General features: G+C 66.2%; 14 protein-coding genes and 1 tRNA gene. 3 read left to right on the top strand and 12 right to left on the bottom strand.

Going from position 1 to position 16,154, the window contains the following annotated elements; genetic code table 11:
• Positions 1-90 precede the first annotated feature (90 nt).
• The 3 genes from C7R54_RS14315 to C7R54_RS14305 all read right to left on the bottom strand — a co-directional run bounded on the left by C7R54_RS14315 (position 91) and on the right by C7R54_RS14305 (position 1,263).
• Complete coding sequence (locus C7R54_RS14315; protein WP_129151127.1) at positions 91-522, bottom strand: hypothetical protein; 432 nt, start codon at positions 520-522, stop codon at positions 91-93.
• A gap of 206 nt (positions 523-728) precedes the next feature.
• Complete coding sequence (locus C7R54_RS14310) at positions 729-1,010, bottom strand: BrnA antitoxin family protein (protein ID WP_129151126.1); 282 nt, start codon at positions 1,008-1,010, stop codon at positions 729-731.
• On the bottom strand, positions 997-1,263 hold the full coding sequence (locus C7R54_RS14305; RefSeq protein ID WP_129151125.1) for a BrnT family toxin: 267 nt from the start codon (positions 1,261-1,263) through the stop codon (positions 997-999). Before C7R54_RS14305 ends, C7R54_RS14310 begins: the two co-directional genes overlap by 14 nt.
• 166 nt (positions 1,264-1,429) lie before the next feature.
• On the opposite strand from C7R54_RS14305, the gene rdgC reads away from it, so the two are divergent.
• Positions 1,430-1,738 (top strand): recombination-associated protein RdgC, encoded by a 309-nt coding sequence (rdgC, locus tag C7R54_RS29495; RefSeq protein ID WP_129151556.1) that lies wholly within the window; start codon positions 1,430-1,432, stop codon positions 1,736-1,738.
• A 658-nt stretch (positions 1,739-2,396) separates the two neighbouring features.
• On the opposite strand, the gene C7R54_RS14295 is transcribed toward rdgC, so the two are convergent.
• The 7 genes from C7R54_RS14295 to mnmC all read right to left on the bottom strand — a co-directional run bounded on the left by C7R54_RS14295 (position 2,397) and on the right by mnmC (position 10,669).
• Entirely contained in the window at positions 2,397-3,065 is a 669-nt protein-coding gene (locus C7R54_RS14295) for an isochorismatase family protein (RefSeq protein ID WP_129151124.1), read from the bottom strand.
• 236 nt (positions 3,066-3,301) lie between these two features.
• Positions 3,302-3,377: transfer RNA gene (locus tag C7R54_RS14290), tRNA-Lys, on the bottom strand.
• A gap of 97 nt (positions 3,378-3,474) precedes the next feature.
• Entirely contained in the window at positions 3,475-4,272 is a 798-nt protein-coding gene (locus C7R54_RS14285) for a MetQ/NlpA family ABC transporter substrate-binding protein (protein ID WP_129151123.1), read from the bottom strand.
• 97 nt (positions 4,273-4,369) lie between these two features.
• Positions 4,370-5,023: a methionine ABC transporter permease gene (locus tag C7R54_RS14280; protein ID WP_129151122.1), complete on the bottom strand. Its 654-nt coding sequence runs from the start codon at positions 5,021-5,023 to the stop codon at positions 4,370-4,372.
• Complete coding sequence (locus C7R54_RS14275) at positions 4,980-6,068, bottom strand: methionine ABC transporter ATP-binding protein (RefSeq protein WP_129151121.1); 1,089 nt, start codon at positions 6,066-6,068, stop codon at positions 4,980-4,982. Before C7R54_RS14275 ends, C7R54_RS14280 begins: the two co-directional genes overlap by 44 nt.
• Before the next feature lie 143 nt (positions 6,069-6,211).
• Complete coding sequence (locus C7R54_RS14270; RefSeq protein WP_129151120.1) at positions 6,212-8,437, bottom strand: glycoside hydrolase family 31 protein; 2,226 nt, start codon at positions 8,435-8,437, stop codon at positions 6,212-6,214.
• 267 nt (positions 8,438-8,704) lie between these two features.
• The gene (gene mnmC / locus C7R54_RS14265; RefSeq protein ID WP_129151119.1) at positions 8,705-10,669 is read right to left on the bottom strand and encodes a bifunctional tRNA (5-methylaminomethyl-2-thiouridine)(34)-methyltransferase MnmC2/FAD-dependent 5-carboxymethylaminomethyl-2-thiouridine(34) oxidoreductase MnmC1; all 1,965 of its coding nucleotides are present in this window, start codon (positions 10,667-10,669) and stop codon (positions 8,705-8,707) included.
• 179 nt (positions 10,670-10,848) lie between these two features.
• Here mnmC and C7R54_RS14260 point away from each other — a divergent pair, with 179 nt between their 5' ends.
• Positions 10,849-11,736, top strand: a complete 888-nt coding sequence (locus C7R54_RS14260) for an inositol monophosphatase family protein (RefSeq protein WP_129151118.1) — start codon at positions 10,849-10,851, stop codon at positions 11,734-11,736.
• A gap of 33 nt (positions 11,737-11,769) precedes the next feature.
• Here C7R54_RS14260 and C7R54_RS14255 read toward each other — a convergent pair whose 3' ends face one another.
• Positions 11,770-13,446, bottom strand: coding sequence for an AMP-binding protein (locus C7R54_RS14255; protein ID WP_129151117.1), 1,677 nt, complete (start codon positions 13,444-13,446; stop codon positions 11,770-11,772).
• A gap of 196 nt (positions 13,447-13,642) precedes the next feature.
• Here C7R54_RS14255 and C7R54_RS14250 point away from each other — a divergent pair, with 196 nt between their 5' ends.
• The gene (locus C7R54_RS14250; RefSeq protein ID WP_129151116.1) at positions 13,643-14,848 is read left to right on the top strand and encodes a M20 aminoacylase family protein; all 1,206 of its coding nucleotides are present in this window, start codon (positions 13,643-13,645) and stop codon (positions 14,846-14,848) included.
• Positions 14,849-14,863: 15 nt separating this feature from the next.
• Here C7R54_RS14250 and C7R54_RS14245 read toward each other — a convergent pair whose 3' ends face one another.
• The gene (locus C7R54_RS14245; RefSeq protein WP_129151115.1) at positions 14,864-15,805 is read right to left on the bottom strand and encodes a LysR family transcriptional regulator; all 942 of its coding nucleotides are present in this window, start codon (positions 15,803-15,805) and stop codon (positions 14,864-14,866) included.
• Positions 15,806-16,154 lie beyond the last annotated feature (349 nt).

The raw sequence follows: 16,154 nt of genomic DNA, 5'->3' as shown, positions 1-16,154 counted from the left end.
GAAGGCGCCAAAACTTAAATCCGGGGATGCGATCCGGACAGGCCGGCGCCAGGGAGGCTTGCGGGCGCCAGCGCCGGAAACGGCAAGCGTCTACTCGGAATCGATGCTGATCGTGATGGACCGCGTCGGCAAGGGGAAGTTGTACTGCGCCAACATATCCATCAAGCCACGGTTCAGTCGAGCCGAGTCGGAGACGACCATCCGTGTACGGCTTTGGATCTTGACGCGCACGCCCTGCGTATCCCCTTCGGCCGGTGGCGCCGGCGCCACGACCAGGAACCGGTCAGGCTCGTCGCGCTGCACCACGCCGGCGTCGACCAGGTCCCTCAAGCAGCGGTTCATCGAGGAGACGCTCAATTCCGCCCCCGCGTCCGCCAGGCGCTGGGCCAGGTCCTCGCGGCTGGTCGGCGTCCCCTCGGCCCGCATCAAGGCGACAAGCACTTCGATACGGCCGTACGTGGGCCGGACTCGCGCAGCGCGGAGCCTCTTCTGTATGCCGGGGAAAATGGTCTCGCGTTGCATGGAGGCGCTCTAAGGCAGGAAAGCCTCCTAACTTCGCACTAAATCCGTCAAATCCTTGTCAAACAAACTTCCTCCCCGCAAGGCGCAATCCAGGCACAGGCGAGGATCGTGCGCGGATCGAAGCCGGTGACACTTTACGATCGCAGGAGCACGTCAAGATATATGAGCGGATATTGGGCAACGTAGCGACCTCCCCGCCGTAGGGCCTACGCTGCCTGCTTGTGCTCTTTCAGCCACTCACGCAAGGCATCGTTCATCCGCGATTGCCACCCTGGCCCTTCAGCTCTGAAAGCGTCCACCACATCCTGGTCGTAGCGCACCGTCAGTTGAATTTTTGGGCGTTCCGCGCGAGGGCGTCCCGCCCGCTTCATCTGCTTGAAGTCGGCTTCGCTTAGTTCGTAGGTATCCGGATCAGCCGCAATGCCACGATCAATGGCCAAATCTTCGTCCGGAGTGGGGATGATCGTCCCAGATTTAAGCTTCGGCATAGCGTTTCACCTCTCGTTCATTCGCCTTGCGCAAACTGATGATGCGACACTCGCCGGCGCGGGTCACATAGACCACAACATACAGTCGTGGGCCGATGTAGCCTATAGAAACCATACGTCGCTCGCCATAATCACGACGCAGGTCCTCGCATGTCAGTGCACCCTCCCATTCGAATTCCCTCGCTTCCCTCAACGAGACACCATGTTTGCGCTGGTTGCTGATGTCCTTAACGGGATCGAATGAGAGCTCCATCCGAATATTGTAGCTACAAAAATACAGGATGCCAAGGATCTCGCTGCTGCACTTTCCCTACTGCACCGCCCAACCTACTTGAGGGGGACCACCACTTCCTATGGATAGCCTGTATGTCAACTAGCCACCGCCGTGACATGGCAGGCCATCGCCGTGGCGCCGACCAATTTACCCGGAAATAGCGCTGAAATTCTCCTGCGAAAGCGGCGCGGCAATCCGGTATGTGAAGCACTTCGTCGACACCGACGGCGTACGCCGGCACATCCAGCAGAGAAAGCCGTGCCCCCGTCCGGCCATGACCTTGCCCTGCCGGATATCCTTCGCCCTCACCGATGGCCTAGATATCAGCTGCGTCTCGCCGCTGACAGGTAATGCAGGATGGCGAGCAAACCACAGCGCGGAACAACCATGGGAAGCCCAAGCCGGCCCCTTCGGACGAGAGGCGAATGACGAAGTCGCTATCCGGCCCGCTTAGCGCCACGCACCGAGCGCTCAGGTTGGCACATTTTTGGGCAACAGCATTTGAGCCTGCTTGAACAGTCGGTCGCCGCGCTCGGTCCAGTCACTCCAGTCTACGACCAGTCCGGCTAGACTCGGTTCTGACATGGTGAGAGTTACGGCATAGGAAAGTCCTCCGCGAGCAGGCGACGTCCTTCAAAGATCAAATTTTTGTTCGCGTCCGGTGCCGCCCCCCGTACCGACGCCCCTCATCCGTCGTAGTAGGTCTCGAAGCAGCACGACATTCGCGGCGGCTCTGCCTTTCACATCGGCAAATTGTCCCGCATCTTGTCCCGCTTTGGGGGCACATTTCCCGGAAGCGGGACGCGAAGTATTCCGCCGATGCGCCAGATACCTCGGCGGGCGTCGTGATGATGACATGCCCACTATCGATGAAGGCATCCAACACGCGACGAACGGCCTTCCGAGCTGCCTCCCGGCCTGCGTCGGTGAGCGGCCGGCCGCCTGTGGCATAGCGAACCAACTCGACAACGCGAAACGATCGCTCCGAGTAGCAGTCCATCAACTCCAGAACCTGGTGCGCGTACTGGGAGCGCCGCGCCGCGCATCGCCCCGCTCGCTCATGAATACCGTTTGCAGGGCCGCGCGCGGCCCTGCAAGGGCCGTGCTCCGATCTACTTATATTTGTCCAGCTTCGTTTCAGGACCATCCTTCACCACGGCCTGCGCCTTGCCATAGCTCTCGATCAGGCACTTGTACTCGGGGCAGACATGGTCCGCCAGGATTTCGGCGAAGCGGGATCCTTCGGGCCGATTCCAGGTTCTCATCAGCTCGGCGACAATCGCGAATGTATCGGTGGGAATGGCGCCAGCCTGCGTGACACGAGCGATACTGGTGTCGGTAGCCAACTTGCTCCAGTTGCCGGAGGCATCCACCACGCAATAGACCTTGTACCCGGCTTGTACGGCACTGACCGCGGGGAATGTCATGCAGACGCTCGTCAGCGTCCCCGCGATGATGAGCGTCTTGCGGCCCGTCTTTTCGATCGCCTGGACGAAGGGGGGATTGTCCCAGGCATTGATCTGGCCGGTGCGCGGCACGTAGACGGCATGGGGCGCGTACTGGTGTACTTCGGGAATCAAAGGGCCGTTAGGGCCATCCGGCACCGAGGCCGTGGTTATGACGGGGATATTCAGCAGCGTCGCCGTCTTCGCGATCGCGGTGACGTAGTTGCGAAGATCGGGAATCGGTAGATCCCGCACCGTGTTGAAGAGTCCGCTCTGGTGATCAATGAGCAAGATCACTGAATCATCTGGGTCCAGCATCCCGTTCGTAGAGGCCATGTCTCACTCCTTTCGTGTCATGATCAGCCCCGCTACCGTCATCAACGCGATCACGGCGCGAGGTGCGGAAACGATAGTGGACCCGGCATCCTCGGACAAGGAAGGGGATGCACTAGGGAGGAGTCACTAATGGGGGCGCTAAGGGGGGGGGGCGCTAAGGGGAGGCACTCACGGGGGAGGCACTTTCTACCCCGGACGCTGCGTAAGGCGATGGCGTAACGGGATGAAGAGAGAGATGGTGGGTTGTGCGAGACTCGAACTCGCGACCAACGGATTAAAAGTCCGCTGCTCTACCGACTGAGCTAACAACCCGACCGAAGCCCGCGATTATGACCGAAGGCTGGTCGGGTTGTCAATTAGCGCGGGCTACGCGTGGCGCGTACCATCGAAGCCCTGGTCCGCCCGCGCCTTACCACGCAGCGACAACCGAGTCCTTGTACTTCTTGGCGATGAAGTCCTTGACGGCCTGCGAGTGATAGGCGGCGACCAGCTTGGCGAATTCCGGACGATTCTTGTCCTTTTCCCGCACCACCAGCACATTGGCATAAGGGGAATCGGCCGATTCCTGCACGAGGGAGTCTTGCTTGGGATTCAGGCCAGCCTGCATGGCGAAGTTGGTGTTGATCACCGACGCGTCGGTGTCATCCAGCGAACGGGGCAGCTGGGCGGCGTCCAGTTCGATGAAGCGGATCTTCTTCGGATTTTCCACCACATCCAGGGGCGTCGCCTTCAGGCCAGCGGTCGGGTTGACCTTGATCAGGCCCTGGCTCTGCAACAACAGCAAGGCGCGACCGCCATTGGTGGGATCGTTCGGCAGGCCGATGCGGGCGCCTTCCTTCAGGTCGGCCAGGCTCTTGACCTTCTTGCTGTAGATCCCCATCGGGAAAATCACGGTCTTGGCAATGCTCACCAGCTTGTAGCCCCGATCGGCGTTGGCATTGTCCAGGTAAGGCTGGTGCTGGTAGCTGTTGGCATCCAGGTCGCCCGAGGCCAGCGCGACGTTAGGCTGGACGTAATCCGAAAATTCGATGATCTGCACATTCAGCCCCTGCTTGGCGGCCTCCTGCTTGACCACCTCGAAAATCTCGGCGTGAGGGCCGGCGGTGACGCCCACCTTGAGCGGCTTGTCCTGGGCCTGGGCGGCGGGCAACACGAAGGTGGCGCCCAGGGCGACCGTGGCCAGCACTTTGAGAAGGGTCGATTTCATTTGCACTATTCCTGTAGCCGGATCGGCTCGTCTGGATGAAAAAAACAAAAGCCGTCGCTCCCGGATCACGGGCGGCTTCCCTGAATATTCCGCTGGGTCAGCGATGGGACATGCGCCGAACCAGCCAATCGCCGAAACTCTGGATGACCTGGACCAGCAGCACCAGCACCACGACCACGGCCAGCATGACTTCCGGCAGGAAGCGCTGGTAACCGTAGCGGATGCCCATGTCGCCCAGCCCGCCGCCGCCGATGGCGCCAGCCATGGCGGAATAACCGATCAGGCTGACCACGGTGACGATGGTGGCCGCGACCAGGCCAGGCAGGGCCTCCGGCAGCAAGACCTTCAAAATGATCTGCAAGGGCGAGGCGCCCATCGCGCGCGCGGCGGTGATCAGGCCCGGATCCACCTCACGCATGGCGTTTTCGGCGATGCGGGCCATGAACGGAATGGCGGCGACCGACAAGGGCACGATGGCGGCCGTGGTGCCGATGGACGTCTGCGCGACCCAGCGCGTGAACGGGATGATGGCCACCATCAGGATGACGAAAGGCACCGAGCGCGTGGCATTGACGATCACCGCCAGCACGCGGTTGACCGGCAGGTTCTGCAGCATGGCGTCGCGCCCGGTGACGATCAGCGCGACGCCCAGCGGCACGCCCAGCAGCACGGCGAAACCGCTGGAGACGCCCACCATCAGGAGGGTCTCAAGCAGCGAGGAAAGCAGAAGATCGATCAGTTGCGGACTCATGGGCAATTTCTTGTACGGTGATTTCACGCGCGGCCAGCGTCGCCACGACTTGCTTCAAGGCCGCCGGCAGGCCTTGCGCCAGGATGAAGAGGGTGCCGACGGCGACGCCCTGTACGTCATCGACCCGCGCTTGAACGATATGCAGGTCCAGGTCGAACTGGCGCGACAGTTGCGACAGCAGCGCGCCGCCATCGTCCGCACCGCTGAGCGACAGGCGCAGCAACTGCACCGGGGCGTCAGGCTTGCGCGCCAGGGCGTCCTTCATGCGCTGGCGCACGGCCTGCAGGCTGGCGTCGCTCAGGTCGGCCGCGGTAGCGGCCGACACCATGGCGCGCGTCACGTCGTGACGCGGCGCGGCGAACACGTCCAGCGTGCGCCCCATTTCGATGATCTGCCCCTGCGACAGCACGGCCACGCGGTCGCAGACCTCGCGCACCACTTCCATCTGGTGGGTGATCATCACCACGGTGATGCCGGTCTTGCGGTTGATGTCGCGCAATAGGGCCAGGATGTTATGCGTGGTTTCCGGGTCCAGCGCCGATGTTGCCTCGTCGCTGAGCAAGACGTCCGGCGCGTTGGCCAGCGCCCGCGCAATGCCGACCCGCTGCTTCTGCCCGCCGCTGATCTGGCTGGGATAACGGTCGCGCAAGTGCTCCAGACCGACCAGCGCCAACAAGCGCTCGACACGGGCCGGGATCTCGGCCTTGGCGACGCCGGCGATTTCCAGCGGCAAGGCCACGTTGCCATAGACCGTGCGCCGCGCCAGCAGGTTGAATCCCTGGAACACCATCCCGATACGGCGGCGCTGCTGGCGCAACTGCACTTCGGAAAGTCCGGTCAGCGCCTGGCCGCCGATCGAGATCGTGCCTTCGTCCGGCCGCTCCAGCAAATTGATGCATTGGACCAAGGTGCTCTTGCCGGCCCCGCTGGGGCCGATGATTCCAAAAACCTCGCCTTGGGCAATGTCCAGGCTGATGCCGCGCAGGGCCTCGAAGCGGCCATGCGGCGTGGCATAGGTTTTATGGAGATTTTCGATATGAATCATGACGCGACATTCTGGACGATGGCCGTTCTACATAGAACGACTGTTTCTGCTATTTTTTATTACTTTCAATTATATAGAGGCGAAGCAAAAGAAAACGCCATGGCCCTTCGCGGGAAGGAACCATGGCGCGGCGTGAAATGACGTCAGCGTGCGCGCGAAATACGGACTTCGGCGCCGCGGCGCTTGACTTCCAGCCCTTCGGAGGGAAGGATGCGCAGGCCTTCCAGGCCCTTGATGTAGCTGGATCCCTGCATCTGCATGACACGGATCTTGTTGCGCATCACCACGGGGTTGTGCACGGGCATGCCGAACATCCAGACCTCGTCCAGGATACGGGCCGAATTGAATTCGCCCGTATGCTGGGCGGCGGGTCCCAGGCACAGCATATGGCCTTCACGTCCGAACACCGGATATTGGCCCAGGCCGCATTCGACGGTCCAGACACTGCCGCCTTCGTAACGATGGCCGGTATTCAGATCCCACCAGGCTTCGCCCTTGGGCAAATAAACCTGCACCTGCTGGCCCGGTCGTACGATGGGCGCCACCAGCAGGGCCGGTCCCAGCAGGTACTGCAGGTCCCAGTCATGCGCTTGCGGGTCGTTGGGGAAGGACATCGCCATCGAGCGCTGCACGGGCAGGCCGGTACGGGCGGCGTCCTCGATGGCGCCCAGGACATAAGGCACCAGGCGGTAGCGCCATTGCAGCCAGGTCCGGGCATGCGCCAGCGTTTCCTCGCCGAAGGCCCAGGGCAGCAGGCGGTCCACGCCTTCCAGACAGAAATTGGCGGAGAACACCCCGAACGTCAACCAACGCAAGTAGAGTTCCGGCGTCATGGCCTCGTGCGGCGCGGTGGCGGAACCCACGTTGTGCATCTGCACCGGAATGCCGCTGGCGCCGATGGACAGGGCCGTGCGCAGGCTGTGCTGCAACCCGTCCCAATCGTTGCTGACCGCGGGCCCCGTCTGCCACGGCAGGCGCTGCGCGCCCGGGAACAGGTCGGCACCAGGCGCCACGCCCTCGGGCGGCACCTTGAGGCCAGCCACGGCGTCATACAGCGCACGCCGCGCCAACAGCGGGTAGATGGTCCGCAGGGCCGGCCCCGACTCGCCGCCGCGCGCGGTCACGTTATCGGGAATGTCCGGCTGGGCATCGCCCGCCGGCGCATCAAGGCCATCCTCGATCAGTTGGCGATGACGCTCCACCCATAGCGAATAGGCGTCGCGATGGGTCAGGTCCAGCAGGCCGAAAGGCTTGCCGCCCGACGCCGGCGTGCCGTCGAAAACCTGGGCGCCGCCTTCGTCCTTGAGCAGCAGCCAGCCGCGATCCTCCAGTTCCTCGAACAGCGGCGTGTGCAAGAGGACGCCCGGGAAGCCGGACGCGCAGACATGCACATTGTGCTTGTGGAACAACGCGAGCATCTGCTTGGCATCGGGGAACCGCGTCGCGTCCCATTCCAGCAGCGGCTTGTCGGCCTGGAAAGACCAGGCCGCCGGTTGCGCCAGCGCCACCGCGTCCAGCGGCAGTTGCTGCTCGCGAAGGCGTTCGATCAGGGCGGCGGTCTGCGTCGGCATCTCGCCGTCGGCCTGGCGCAGCCAGACCCCCATCGCCCACAGCACGGGCTGGCCGGCCCGTCCGGTCAACGCGGTGTATTGATTGAGCACTTCGCCAGGTTCGCCGGCGAACAGGAACAGGTCCAGGACGGTATCGTCGACCGTCACGATGTATGCGTCGTCGGCCGGCGCCACGCCCGGGGCATGCTGCACGCGGCGTATGGTATTGACGTAGACGCCCCACCCCGCCGGACTCCACGCCAGCGGCAGGGCGCGATGCTCGGGATCGTCGGAAACGACGTCCTCGCCACGCCGGTCGAGGTCGCCCGGGGTTTCTCCCAGGCCATAGACGCGGTCCTGGGCGCCCAACGCGAAACCGGCGGTCCAGACCGCCTCGTTGGCCTCGTCCAGCGCGTTGTAGCCGAAACCGGGCGTATGTTCGTTGAGCGCCGACTCAAGAACGCGCTGCTCGCCCTTGAACAGCGTCACCCGGACCGGGTCGTTATGCACCTCGAGCGCCGTATCGCCCTGCGCAATGCGCCAGCCCGCAGCGTCGCCCAAGGGCGCGACGGTGGCTTCGCCCACCGCCTCCTGGCGCGCCAGTAACATTTCCGCGACCGCGCGTGCGCGTGGCGTCAGTTTGTCATCGGCAAATTGATGGGCGTAGCCGAAACGCAGGCGGAATACACCAGGCGCATGCGCCTCGACCACCAGGCGCAGACCGTCGCCCGCGTCGAAATCGATACGGCTGGGGCGGGCAGTCAGCAACTCGACCGTCTCGAGTTGGTTAGTGTGGGCAAAGTCGTACTTGGACGGCACAGAGCATCCCCCGCTGAAGCCAAAAAAGCACCAAAAGGCGCTATTTTGACGGATTTATCCGCTGAAATAAACTCGGCTCACTTTTTGGGGCCGTATGAAGGGCCCGACAGGCGCGCGTAAGTATGCGCCTGACAGGGAAAGCGGGCACTTATTTTGCGCGGGCGGTGAATGGCGCGACGCAAACAGGAAGCGAAATCGCAGGCAAATTGGCAGGCAAAAGCCGCCAATTTCATTTAACTATCAACAACGCATCCGTAGTGTGTCCTCTTAGCGGGGCTCGATCTCGGCCAGGAGGTCCGACTCCAGCGGCACAGGCTCACCGCAGACCAGGGCCGCCACGACGTCGCCGGCCAGCGCGCTCCAGCTCAGTCCCCGGGAGGCATAGCCTGTCGCCAGGAACAGGCCCGGCGCGTCCGGGACGGGTCCGACGGCCGGGAGGCGCCCGGGCAGGACGGCCCGCCAGCCCGCCCATCCGGGCAGAGGCGCTGCCTTGGCCGCATCCGCACGCAATGAGGACGCCAGCGCCGATAGCGCGGCCGCCGGCGCGCCGCCCAGCAAGGAGGCCGCCTTGGACAGGCAGACTTCCTGCCCCGCCGCCGTGATTTCGGCTGTCGCCGCGCCATGGACGTAAGTGCTACCCGCGACGCAGGCGCCCGCTACCGCGGGCAGCAGATATCCTTCCCCGCCGACGATGCAGCGCGGGCCGCCCTCCAGGCGGGCCGCCTCGATGCTGGCTACCTCGCCCGCCAGCGCGTGCATCCGGGCCAGGCGAGGCAGGCGTTCCAGCAAACCGCTGGCGGCCAACAGGGCCGGCGTGCCAGCGGCGTTGGCCAGGACCACGCCCGAAGCCGCCGGCAAGGCCCCGCCATCGGTCTCGGCTATCCACCCGCCCGCCCCTGGCCGCAGACGCAGGACGCGCGCGAAGGTCCGGCCGATGCCGGGCATGTCCATCAACGCATCGATCAGCGCTTGCGGTTGCACCAGCAGGCCATCGCCGAAATACAGCCCGCCGCGCGAGACCGGCAGGCCGGCAAGCCGCGCGGCCTCCGCGGCGTCGACGGCGCGCACCCATTCCGAAGGAAAACCCAAGGCCGCCAGCATCGCCACGTTGGCGGCATGCGCGTCTACGTCCGCATCCCTGTCCGTTGACGTGCCGCGTCCGGTGGCGGGTCCGGTGCCGCGTCCGCGATCGCGCGTCAACTGCAGGGTGCCGCAGCGCAAGGGCACGGCCGGCGCAGGCAGGTCCAGCCACCGAGCCAGGGCGCGCTGGCTGCCGGCGCGCGACAGCCGCGCGCGGGTGTTGTCGTCGCGCGAGACCAAGGGCGTCAATGCCGCCGCCACATGGCCGCCATGCGGCGTCAGGGCCCCATGCGACGCATCGACCACCGTCACGGCGACACCGCGCAGCGCCAGCGCGTGCGCGACGCCAGCGCCGGCCAGGCCCGCGCCTACCACAAGCACATGGCCGGTCGGCGCCGGCGCCCGCGGGGCATCGCCTTCTCCCCCGCCGGTCCAGCGCGCCGTCACCATATGCGTCTTGCCGCCGAACCCCGCCTCCCGGGTTACCTCGAATCCCGCCTCCCGCAAGGCGCGACGCACCGCGCCCGCGCTGCACCAGGTAGCGGCGGTCGCGCCGGGCAAGGCATGGGCCGCCAAAGCCTGCAGCAGCGCGGGGGTCCACATGGCGGGATTGCGCGCGGGCGCGAAACCGTCGAGGAAGAACGCGTCCGCACCGAAGCGCATGCGGGGCACGCAGGCCGCCGCATCGCCGAACACCAGGGTCAGCGTCACGTTTCCCTGCTCGAAATCCAGTCGATGCACGCCAGGCAGCAAGGGCGGCCATTGCCGCAGCAGCGCATCGGCCAGCGGCCGCGTGTCGTCAGCGCCGGCGTGCGCGCGCAGCTGGCGCTCCAGATCGTCGCGCCGCCAGGGATGGGCCTCGAACGACACCATGTGCAAACGGCGCGAGCGCGCGGGATCCGCGCGCCATGCCCGCCACAGGCCGAGGAAATTCAGGCCCAGGCCGAAACCGGTCTCGCAGACGGTGTAAGCGTCTCGCCCCCGCCAACGGCCAGGCAGGCCGTTGCCGCGCAGGAACACGTAATCGATCTGCCCCCACGGCCCGTGCGGCGAATGGTAGACATCGCCATAGCGTTCGCTATACGGGAGGCCGCGCGCGTCGGTGGCGGGCTCGGCGGGGATCAGCGGCTGGTAGGAAAACAACGAAGACATCGGTTGGTTGACCTCGCAATACGCGGCATGCCTATTGCGTTGAACTCGAAAGCGTAGAATCGGAGGTGATGTGGCCGGCAGATTACACCCTCTGGAGGATCCGGCGCACAGAACACCGCGGCGCTTGTACGCGGGATAAATACCGGCACACTGCCCCCTACGAACAAAGGTCACACCGCATGCCTAATACCAGCCAGACTCCGTCGACGGAAGCACCTCTCGACCTGGGCGCGGCGCTGGATGCCGCGGTGACGGCGGCCCACGCCGGCGCCGCCATCCTGCAATCGTATTCGCATCACCGCGCCGATCTCGTGATCGACCGCAAGGCCCGCAACGACCTGGTCTCGCAAGCAGATCGCGAGGCCGAGGAGGCGGTCATCCAGGAACTGCGCGAGCGCACGCCGCAATTCGGCATCGTCGCCGAGGAAACCGGCGGCAAGGTGGCCGGCCGCGCGACCTGGTATATCGATCCCCTGGACGGCACCACCAACTTCCTGCACGGCATCCCGCACTATGCCGTGTCGATCGCGCTGATCGCCCATGCGGGCACGCAGGTCGCCGCCGGCACCACGGTGGACGTGGACACGCCGGTGGTGGCCGCGATCTACGACCCCAGCCGCGAGGAGCTGTTCAACGCCGTCTACGGCATCGGCGCCTGGCTCAATGGTCATCGCATCCACTGCTCGCGCACGCAAACGCTGGACGACGCGGTCCTGGCCACCGGCTTCCCCTTCCGGGACTTCTCCTTCGCCGACCAATACATGCCCACGCTGCACCATGCCATCAACCACACGCGCGGCGTGCGGCGGCTGGGCGCGGCGGCACTGGACCTGGCGTGGACAGCCGCCGGGCGTTTCGACGGCTACTGGGAAATGGGCCTGGCGCCGTGGGACGTGGCGGCCGGCACGCTGATCCTGCGGGAAGCGGGCGGCGTGGCCGAGGACATGTACGGCGTGGACCCGTGGCCCATAGGCGGCTACGTGGTGTCGGGCAATCCGCATATCGCCCAGGCCTTGAAGGGCATGCTGGCGCCCCACATCACGGCGCCGCCCGCCAAGAAAGGCTGAACCGGCGCGATGGCCGGACGGCGCCCACCTCGCCTACGGCTCCTCGCGCGGCTCCCGTAATTCGCGGCGCAGGATCTTGCCGACATTGCTCTTGGGCAGGTCATCCCGAAACTCCACCGTGCGCGGACACTTGTACCCGGTCAGCCGCGCGCGGCACCACTCCTTCACCTGGGTCTCGGTCACCGCCGCGTCCTCGCGCACCACGAAGGCCTTGACCACCTCGCCGGAATGGACGTCGTCCACGCCCACGGCGGCCACCTCCCGCACGCCCGGCAGGGCGGCGATGGCGTCTTCGACCTCATTCGGATAGACCTTGAAGCCGGAGACGATGATCATGTCCTTCTTGCGGTCGACGATGCGGACGTAGCCCTGTTCGTCCATGACACCGATGTCGCCGGTGCGGAAAAAACCGTCCTCGGTCATGACCGCCCGCGTGTCGTCGGGCCGGCGCCAATAGCCCCGCATCACCTGCGGTCCGCGGATGCAGACCTCGCCCCGTTCGCCATACCCCAGGGGCTGGCCAGCGTCGTCGAGGATGGCGATGTCGGTCGAGGGCACCGGCAAGCCGATGCTGCCGGAGTAGCCGAGGGAATCGGTCGGATTGACGGCGGCCACCGGCGCGGTCTCCGACAGGCCGTAGCCTTCGATCACAGGCCGGCCCGTCATCTTCATCCATCGTTCCGCCACCGCGCCCTGCACGGCCATGCCGCCGCCGAACGTCAGCCGCAGGGCGGAGAAATCCAGGGCGGCGAACGACGGGTTGTGCGACAGCGCGTTGAACAGCGTATTGACGCCCGGGAAGATATTCACCGGCGTGCGGCGCCAGGCTTGCACCAGCGCCGGCTGGTCGCGCGGGTCGAGTATCAGCAGGTTGCGCATCCCCGCGTGCATGCCGTAGAGGCCGCATACCGTCATGGCGAAGACGTGATAAAGGGGCAAGGCGCTGATGATGGTCAGCTGCCCGGCGATGTCATGCAGGGCAGGCCAGGCCACCGCCTCGGTCTGCAGGATGTTGCTGGCCAGGTTGCGATGGGTCAGCATCGCGCCCTTGGGAACGCCGGTGGTGCCGCCCGTATATTGCAGCACGGCCAGGTGGTCCATCGACAGCACCGGCGGCGTGAAGCCGGCGCGCTGCCCGGCGCGCAGCACCGCCGCGAACGTGCGGGCGTCGGGAATGCGCCAGGGCGGCACCACCTTCTTGACGTGGCGCGCCACGACGTTGACCAGCGTCTCCTTCACGCCCCCCAGCAAATCGCCGATCGCCACCACGACCACGTGGCGTGGCGCATTTTTCGCGCGGGCCTCCTGCACGACGTGCGCGAAGCGCTCCAGCACCACGATGACCTCGGCGCCGCTGTCCTCCAGCTGCCGCCGCAGTTCCGGGGGCTTGTAGAGCGGATTGACGTTGACCACCACCAGGCCGGCCCGCAGCACGCCCAGCATGCACGCCAGGTAGGCGGGCACGTTGGGCATCATCAGGGCGACCCGGCTGCCCGGCGCCAGACCCAGCGATTGCAGCCATCCCGCGAAATGGCGCGCGTGCCGGTCCAATCGTCCGTAGCTGATGTCCGTCCCCAGCGCCGTGCAGGCGACGCGGCTGGCATAGCGGTCGCAGGCGCGGTCCAGCAGGTCGACCAGCGACACGTAGCCGTCGGCGGAAATATCCGCGGGCACCCCTTGCGGATAGTGGCTGAGCCATGGACGGAGCATGGTGTTAGTCTCCATTTAGTATGTTTTGGGTTTGATGATACGCTCAGACATCCGCGATCGTCCTGCCCTGCGCGCCTCGCCTGGCCGCCACGCCGCGCATCCGGGCCCCCGGGCGAGATCGCCTTCCCTTACCGGCGCGCGCCTGCCGGCACCGCCCGCGGCCGCGACCGTCCGGCACGCGCCCTTATGGTGTCTTATGAATCTGCTCGAACCCATCCTCGACTGGCAAGCCGAAATCGCCGCCATCCGCCGCGACCTGCACGCACACCCTGAACTGGCATACGAAGAACACCGCACGGCAGACGTGGTCGCCGCCCAGCTCGAAGCCTGGGGCATTCCTGTCCATCGCGGCCTGGCGGGAACCGGCGTGGTCGGCACCATCACGGGCCGTGTCGACAATGGCCGCGCCGTCGGGCTGCGGGCCGACATGGACGCGCTGCCCATGCAGGAAGCCAACACCTTCGACCACGCCAGCCGCAACCCGGGCAAGATGCACGCCTGCGGCCATGACGGCCACACCGCCATGCTGCTTGCCGCGGCGCGCTACCTGGCCGAGCGGCGCGACTTCGACGGCACCGTCTATGTGATCTTCCAGCCGGCCGAGGAAAACGGCGGCGGCGCCCAGCGCATGGTCGCCGAGGGCCTTTTCGAAAAATTCCCCATGGAAGCGGTGTTCGGGATGCACAACTGGCCCGGCATGAAGGTCGGGACGTTCGGCCTGACCGCGGGTCCCATCATGGCGTCGAGCAACGAATTCATCATCAACATCACCGGCAAGGGTACCCATGCGGGCATGCCGAACCTGGGCATCGACCCGGTGATGACCGCGGTCCAGGTGGCGCAGTCGCTGCAGACCATCATTACGCGCAACCGCAATCCGCTGGAAGCCGCGGTGCTCAGCATCACGCAGATACACACCGGCAGCGCCGACAACGTGGTGCCCACCGAGGCCGTCATGCGTGGGACCGTGCGCACGTTCACCCTGGAAACGCTGGACATGATCGAACGCCGCATGCGGGAGATCATCGAGCATACCTGCGCCGCCATGGATTGCCGGGCCGAGTTCATTTTTTCGCGCAACTACCCGCCAACCATCAACCATCCCGAGCATGCCGCCTTCTGCGCCGAGGTCATGCGGGGACTGGTCGGCGCGGAGAACGTGAATGCCAACGTCCAGCCCACCATGGGCGCGGAGGACTTTGCCTTCATGCTGCAGGCCAAGCCTGGGGCCTATGTCTGGATCGGCAACGGCGATGGCGGACACCGCGACGCCGGGCACGGCCTGGGACCCTGCATGCTGCATAACGGCAGCTATGACTTCAATGACGACCTGTTGCCGCTGGGCGGAAGTTATTGGGTGGAAGTGGCGCGGCAGTGGCTGGGACGGGAACGGCCGCGTTGAGCGGGTTGCCGGCGCTCAGGCCACCGCCACGCCCGCCGCGCGCCGGCACAGTTCCAGGAACAGCACGGCGGCGCGGGCGGGGGCGCCCGCATGGGGCAGCAGGATGCTGAGGGTGCGCGCGAGGCCTTCAGCGCCTACTCCGGTGCCTGCTCCGGTGCTTTCTGCTGTGCCTTCTCCAGTGCCGATGCGCAGGGCGCTGAGGGAGCCGTCCTCGTGCCGCATGGACATGGCCGACACGAAACCCACGCCCAGTCCGGCCCGCACCGCCTGCTTCACACCTTCCACGCCCGCCAGCTCCAGCGCGACTTCCGGCGCCAGGCCGGCTTGGGCGAACGCCTGCTCCACCAGGCGTCGCACGCCCGATCCTGGCTCCCGCATCACCAGGGAATAGCGGGCCAGTTGGGCCAGGCTGGCCGAGCGCCCGCCGCCCAGCGGATGGTCGGCGCGCACCACGGCCACCACTTCGTCCCGCCGCCAGGGGTGGGCCTGGGTATCGGCGGGCAGGCCGGCGGGCACCTCGCCTTCGATGAACGCCATGTCCAGGAGGGGCAGCCGTTGGACGATCTGGGCGGTATTGCCATCGGAGAGATGCAGGGTCACGGCCGGATAGCGCTGGCGAAATTCGGCGACCAGGGCGGGCAGCAGGTAGCTGGCGGGGGTCGTGCTGGCGCCCAGGCGCAGCGTGCCCGAGGCAACGTTGCGCCAATCGTCGCGAACGGCGCGCGCCTGGCCATAGGCCTGGCGCAGGAGCCGGGCCTGCTCGGCCAGCCGCTCGCCGGCGCTGGTCAGCACCACGCCGTGGCCGCGGCGCCGGTATAGCGGTTCGCCGAACCATTCCTGCAAGGCGCGCAATTGCCCCGACACCGCGGGCTGCGACAGGTGCAGCAGCTCGCCGGCCCGGCTGATGTTGCCGGCGTCCGCGACGTAGGCGAAGGTCAAAAGCTGTTCAGGCGTCATGTGCGTCTCGATAAGCAGGTCAGAAAACGACGTCCGCTATTTATTCAGTAATACCCGGCCCCGGCCGATACCGCGCCGCACCGCCCCCGGCGCGCTACCGCGCCAGCCCACTGCGCCGGGCACGGCCCCGCCGCGCTACCGCGCCAGCCCACTGCGCCGGGCACGGCCCCGCCGCGCTACCGCGCCAGCCCGCTGCGCCGGGCACAGCCCCGGCGCGCTACCGCGCCAGCCCGCTGCGCCGGGCATAGCCCCGCCGCGCTACCGTGCCAGCCCACTGCGCCGGGTACAGCCCCGGCGCGCGCTACCGCGCCAGCCCGCTGCGCCGGGCACAGCCCCGCCGCGCTACCGT

The organism is Achromobacter aloeverae (assembly GCF_004121055.1).
GTDB classification, from domain to species: Bacteria; Pseudomonadota; Gammaproteobacteria; order Burkholderiales; family Burkholderiaceae_B; genus Bordetella_C; species Bordetella_C aloeverae.
The sequence above is the reverse complement of the archived record's forward strand: the minus strand, read 5'-3'. Positions and strand labels throughout refer to the sequence as shown.

Excerpts from the sequence above, each read along its gene's own strand:
- C7R54_RS14310 (WP_129151126.1), bottom strand. The coding sequence starts at position 1,010 with ATGCCGAAGCTTAAATCTGGGACGATCATCCCCACTCCGGACGAAGAT.
- C7R54_RS14305 (WP_129151125.1), bottom strand. The coding sequence starts at position 1,263 with ATGGAGCTCTCATTCGATCCCGTTAAGGACATCAGCAACCAGCGCAAA.
- C7R54_RS14295 (WP_129151124.1), bottom strand. The coding sequence starts at position 3,065 with ATGGCCTCTACGAACGGGATGCTGGACCCAGATGATTCAGTGATCTTG.
- C7R54_RS14250 (WP_129151116.1), top strand. The coding sequence starts at position 13,643 with ATGAATCTGCTCGAACCCATCCTCGACTGGCAAGCCGAAATCGCCGCC.
- C7R54_RS14285 (WP_129151123.1), bottom strand. The coding sequence starts at position 4,272 with ATGAAATCGACCCTTCTCAAAGTGCTGGCCACGGTCGCCCTGGGCGCC.
- C7R54_RS14315 (WP_129151127.1), bottom strand. The coding sequence starts at position 522 with ATGCAACGCGAGACCATTTTCCCCGGCATACAGAAGAGGCTCCGCGCT.
- C7R54_RS14245 (WP_129151115.1), bottom strand. The coding sequence starts at position 15,805 with ATGACGCCTGAACAGCTTTTGACCTTCGCCTACGTCGCGGACGCCGGC.
- C7R54_RS14260 (WP_129151118.1), top strand. The coding sequence starts at position 10,849 with ATGCCTAATACCAGCCAGACTCCGTCGACGGAAGCACCTCTCGACCTG.
- C7R54_RS14275 (WP_129151121.1), bottom strand. The coding sequence starts at position 6,068 with ATGATTCATATCGAAAATCTCCATAAAACCTATGCCACGCCGCATGGC.
- mnmC (WP_129151119.1), bottom strand. The coding sequence starts at position 10,669 with ATGTCTTCGTTGTTTTCCTACCAGCCGCTGATCCCCGCCGAGCCCGCC.
- C7R54_RS14255 (WP_129151117.1), bottom strand. The coding sequence starts at position 13,446 with ATGCTCCGTCCATGGCTCAGCCACTATCCGCAAGGGGTGCCCGCGGAT.
- C7R54_RS14280 (WP_129151122.1), bottom strand. The coding sequence starts at position 5,023 with ATGAGTCCGCAACTGATCGATCTTCTGCTTTCCTCGCTGCTTGAGACC.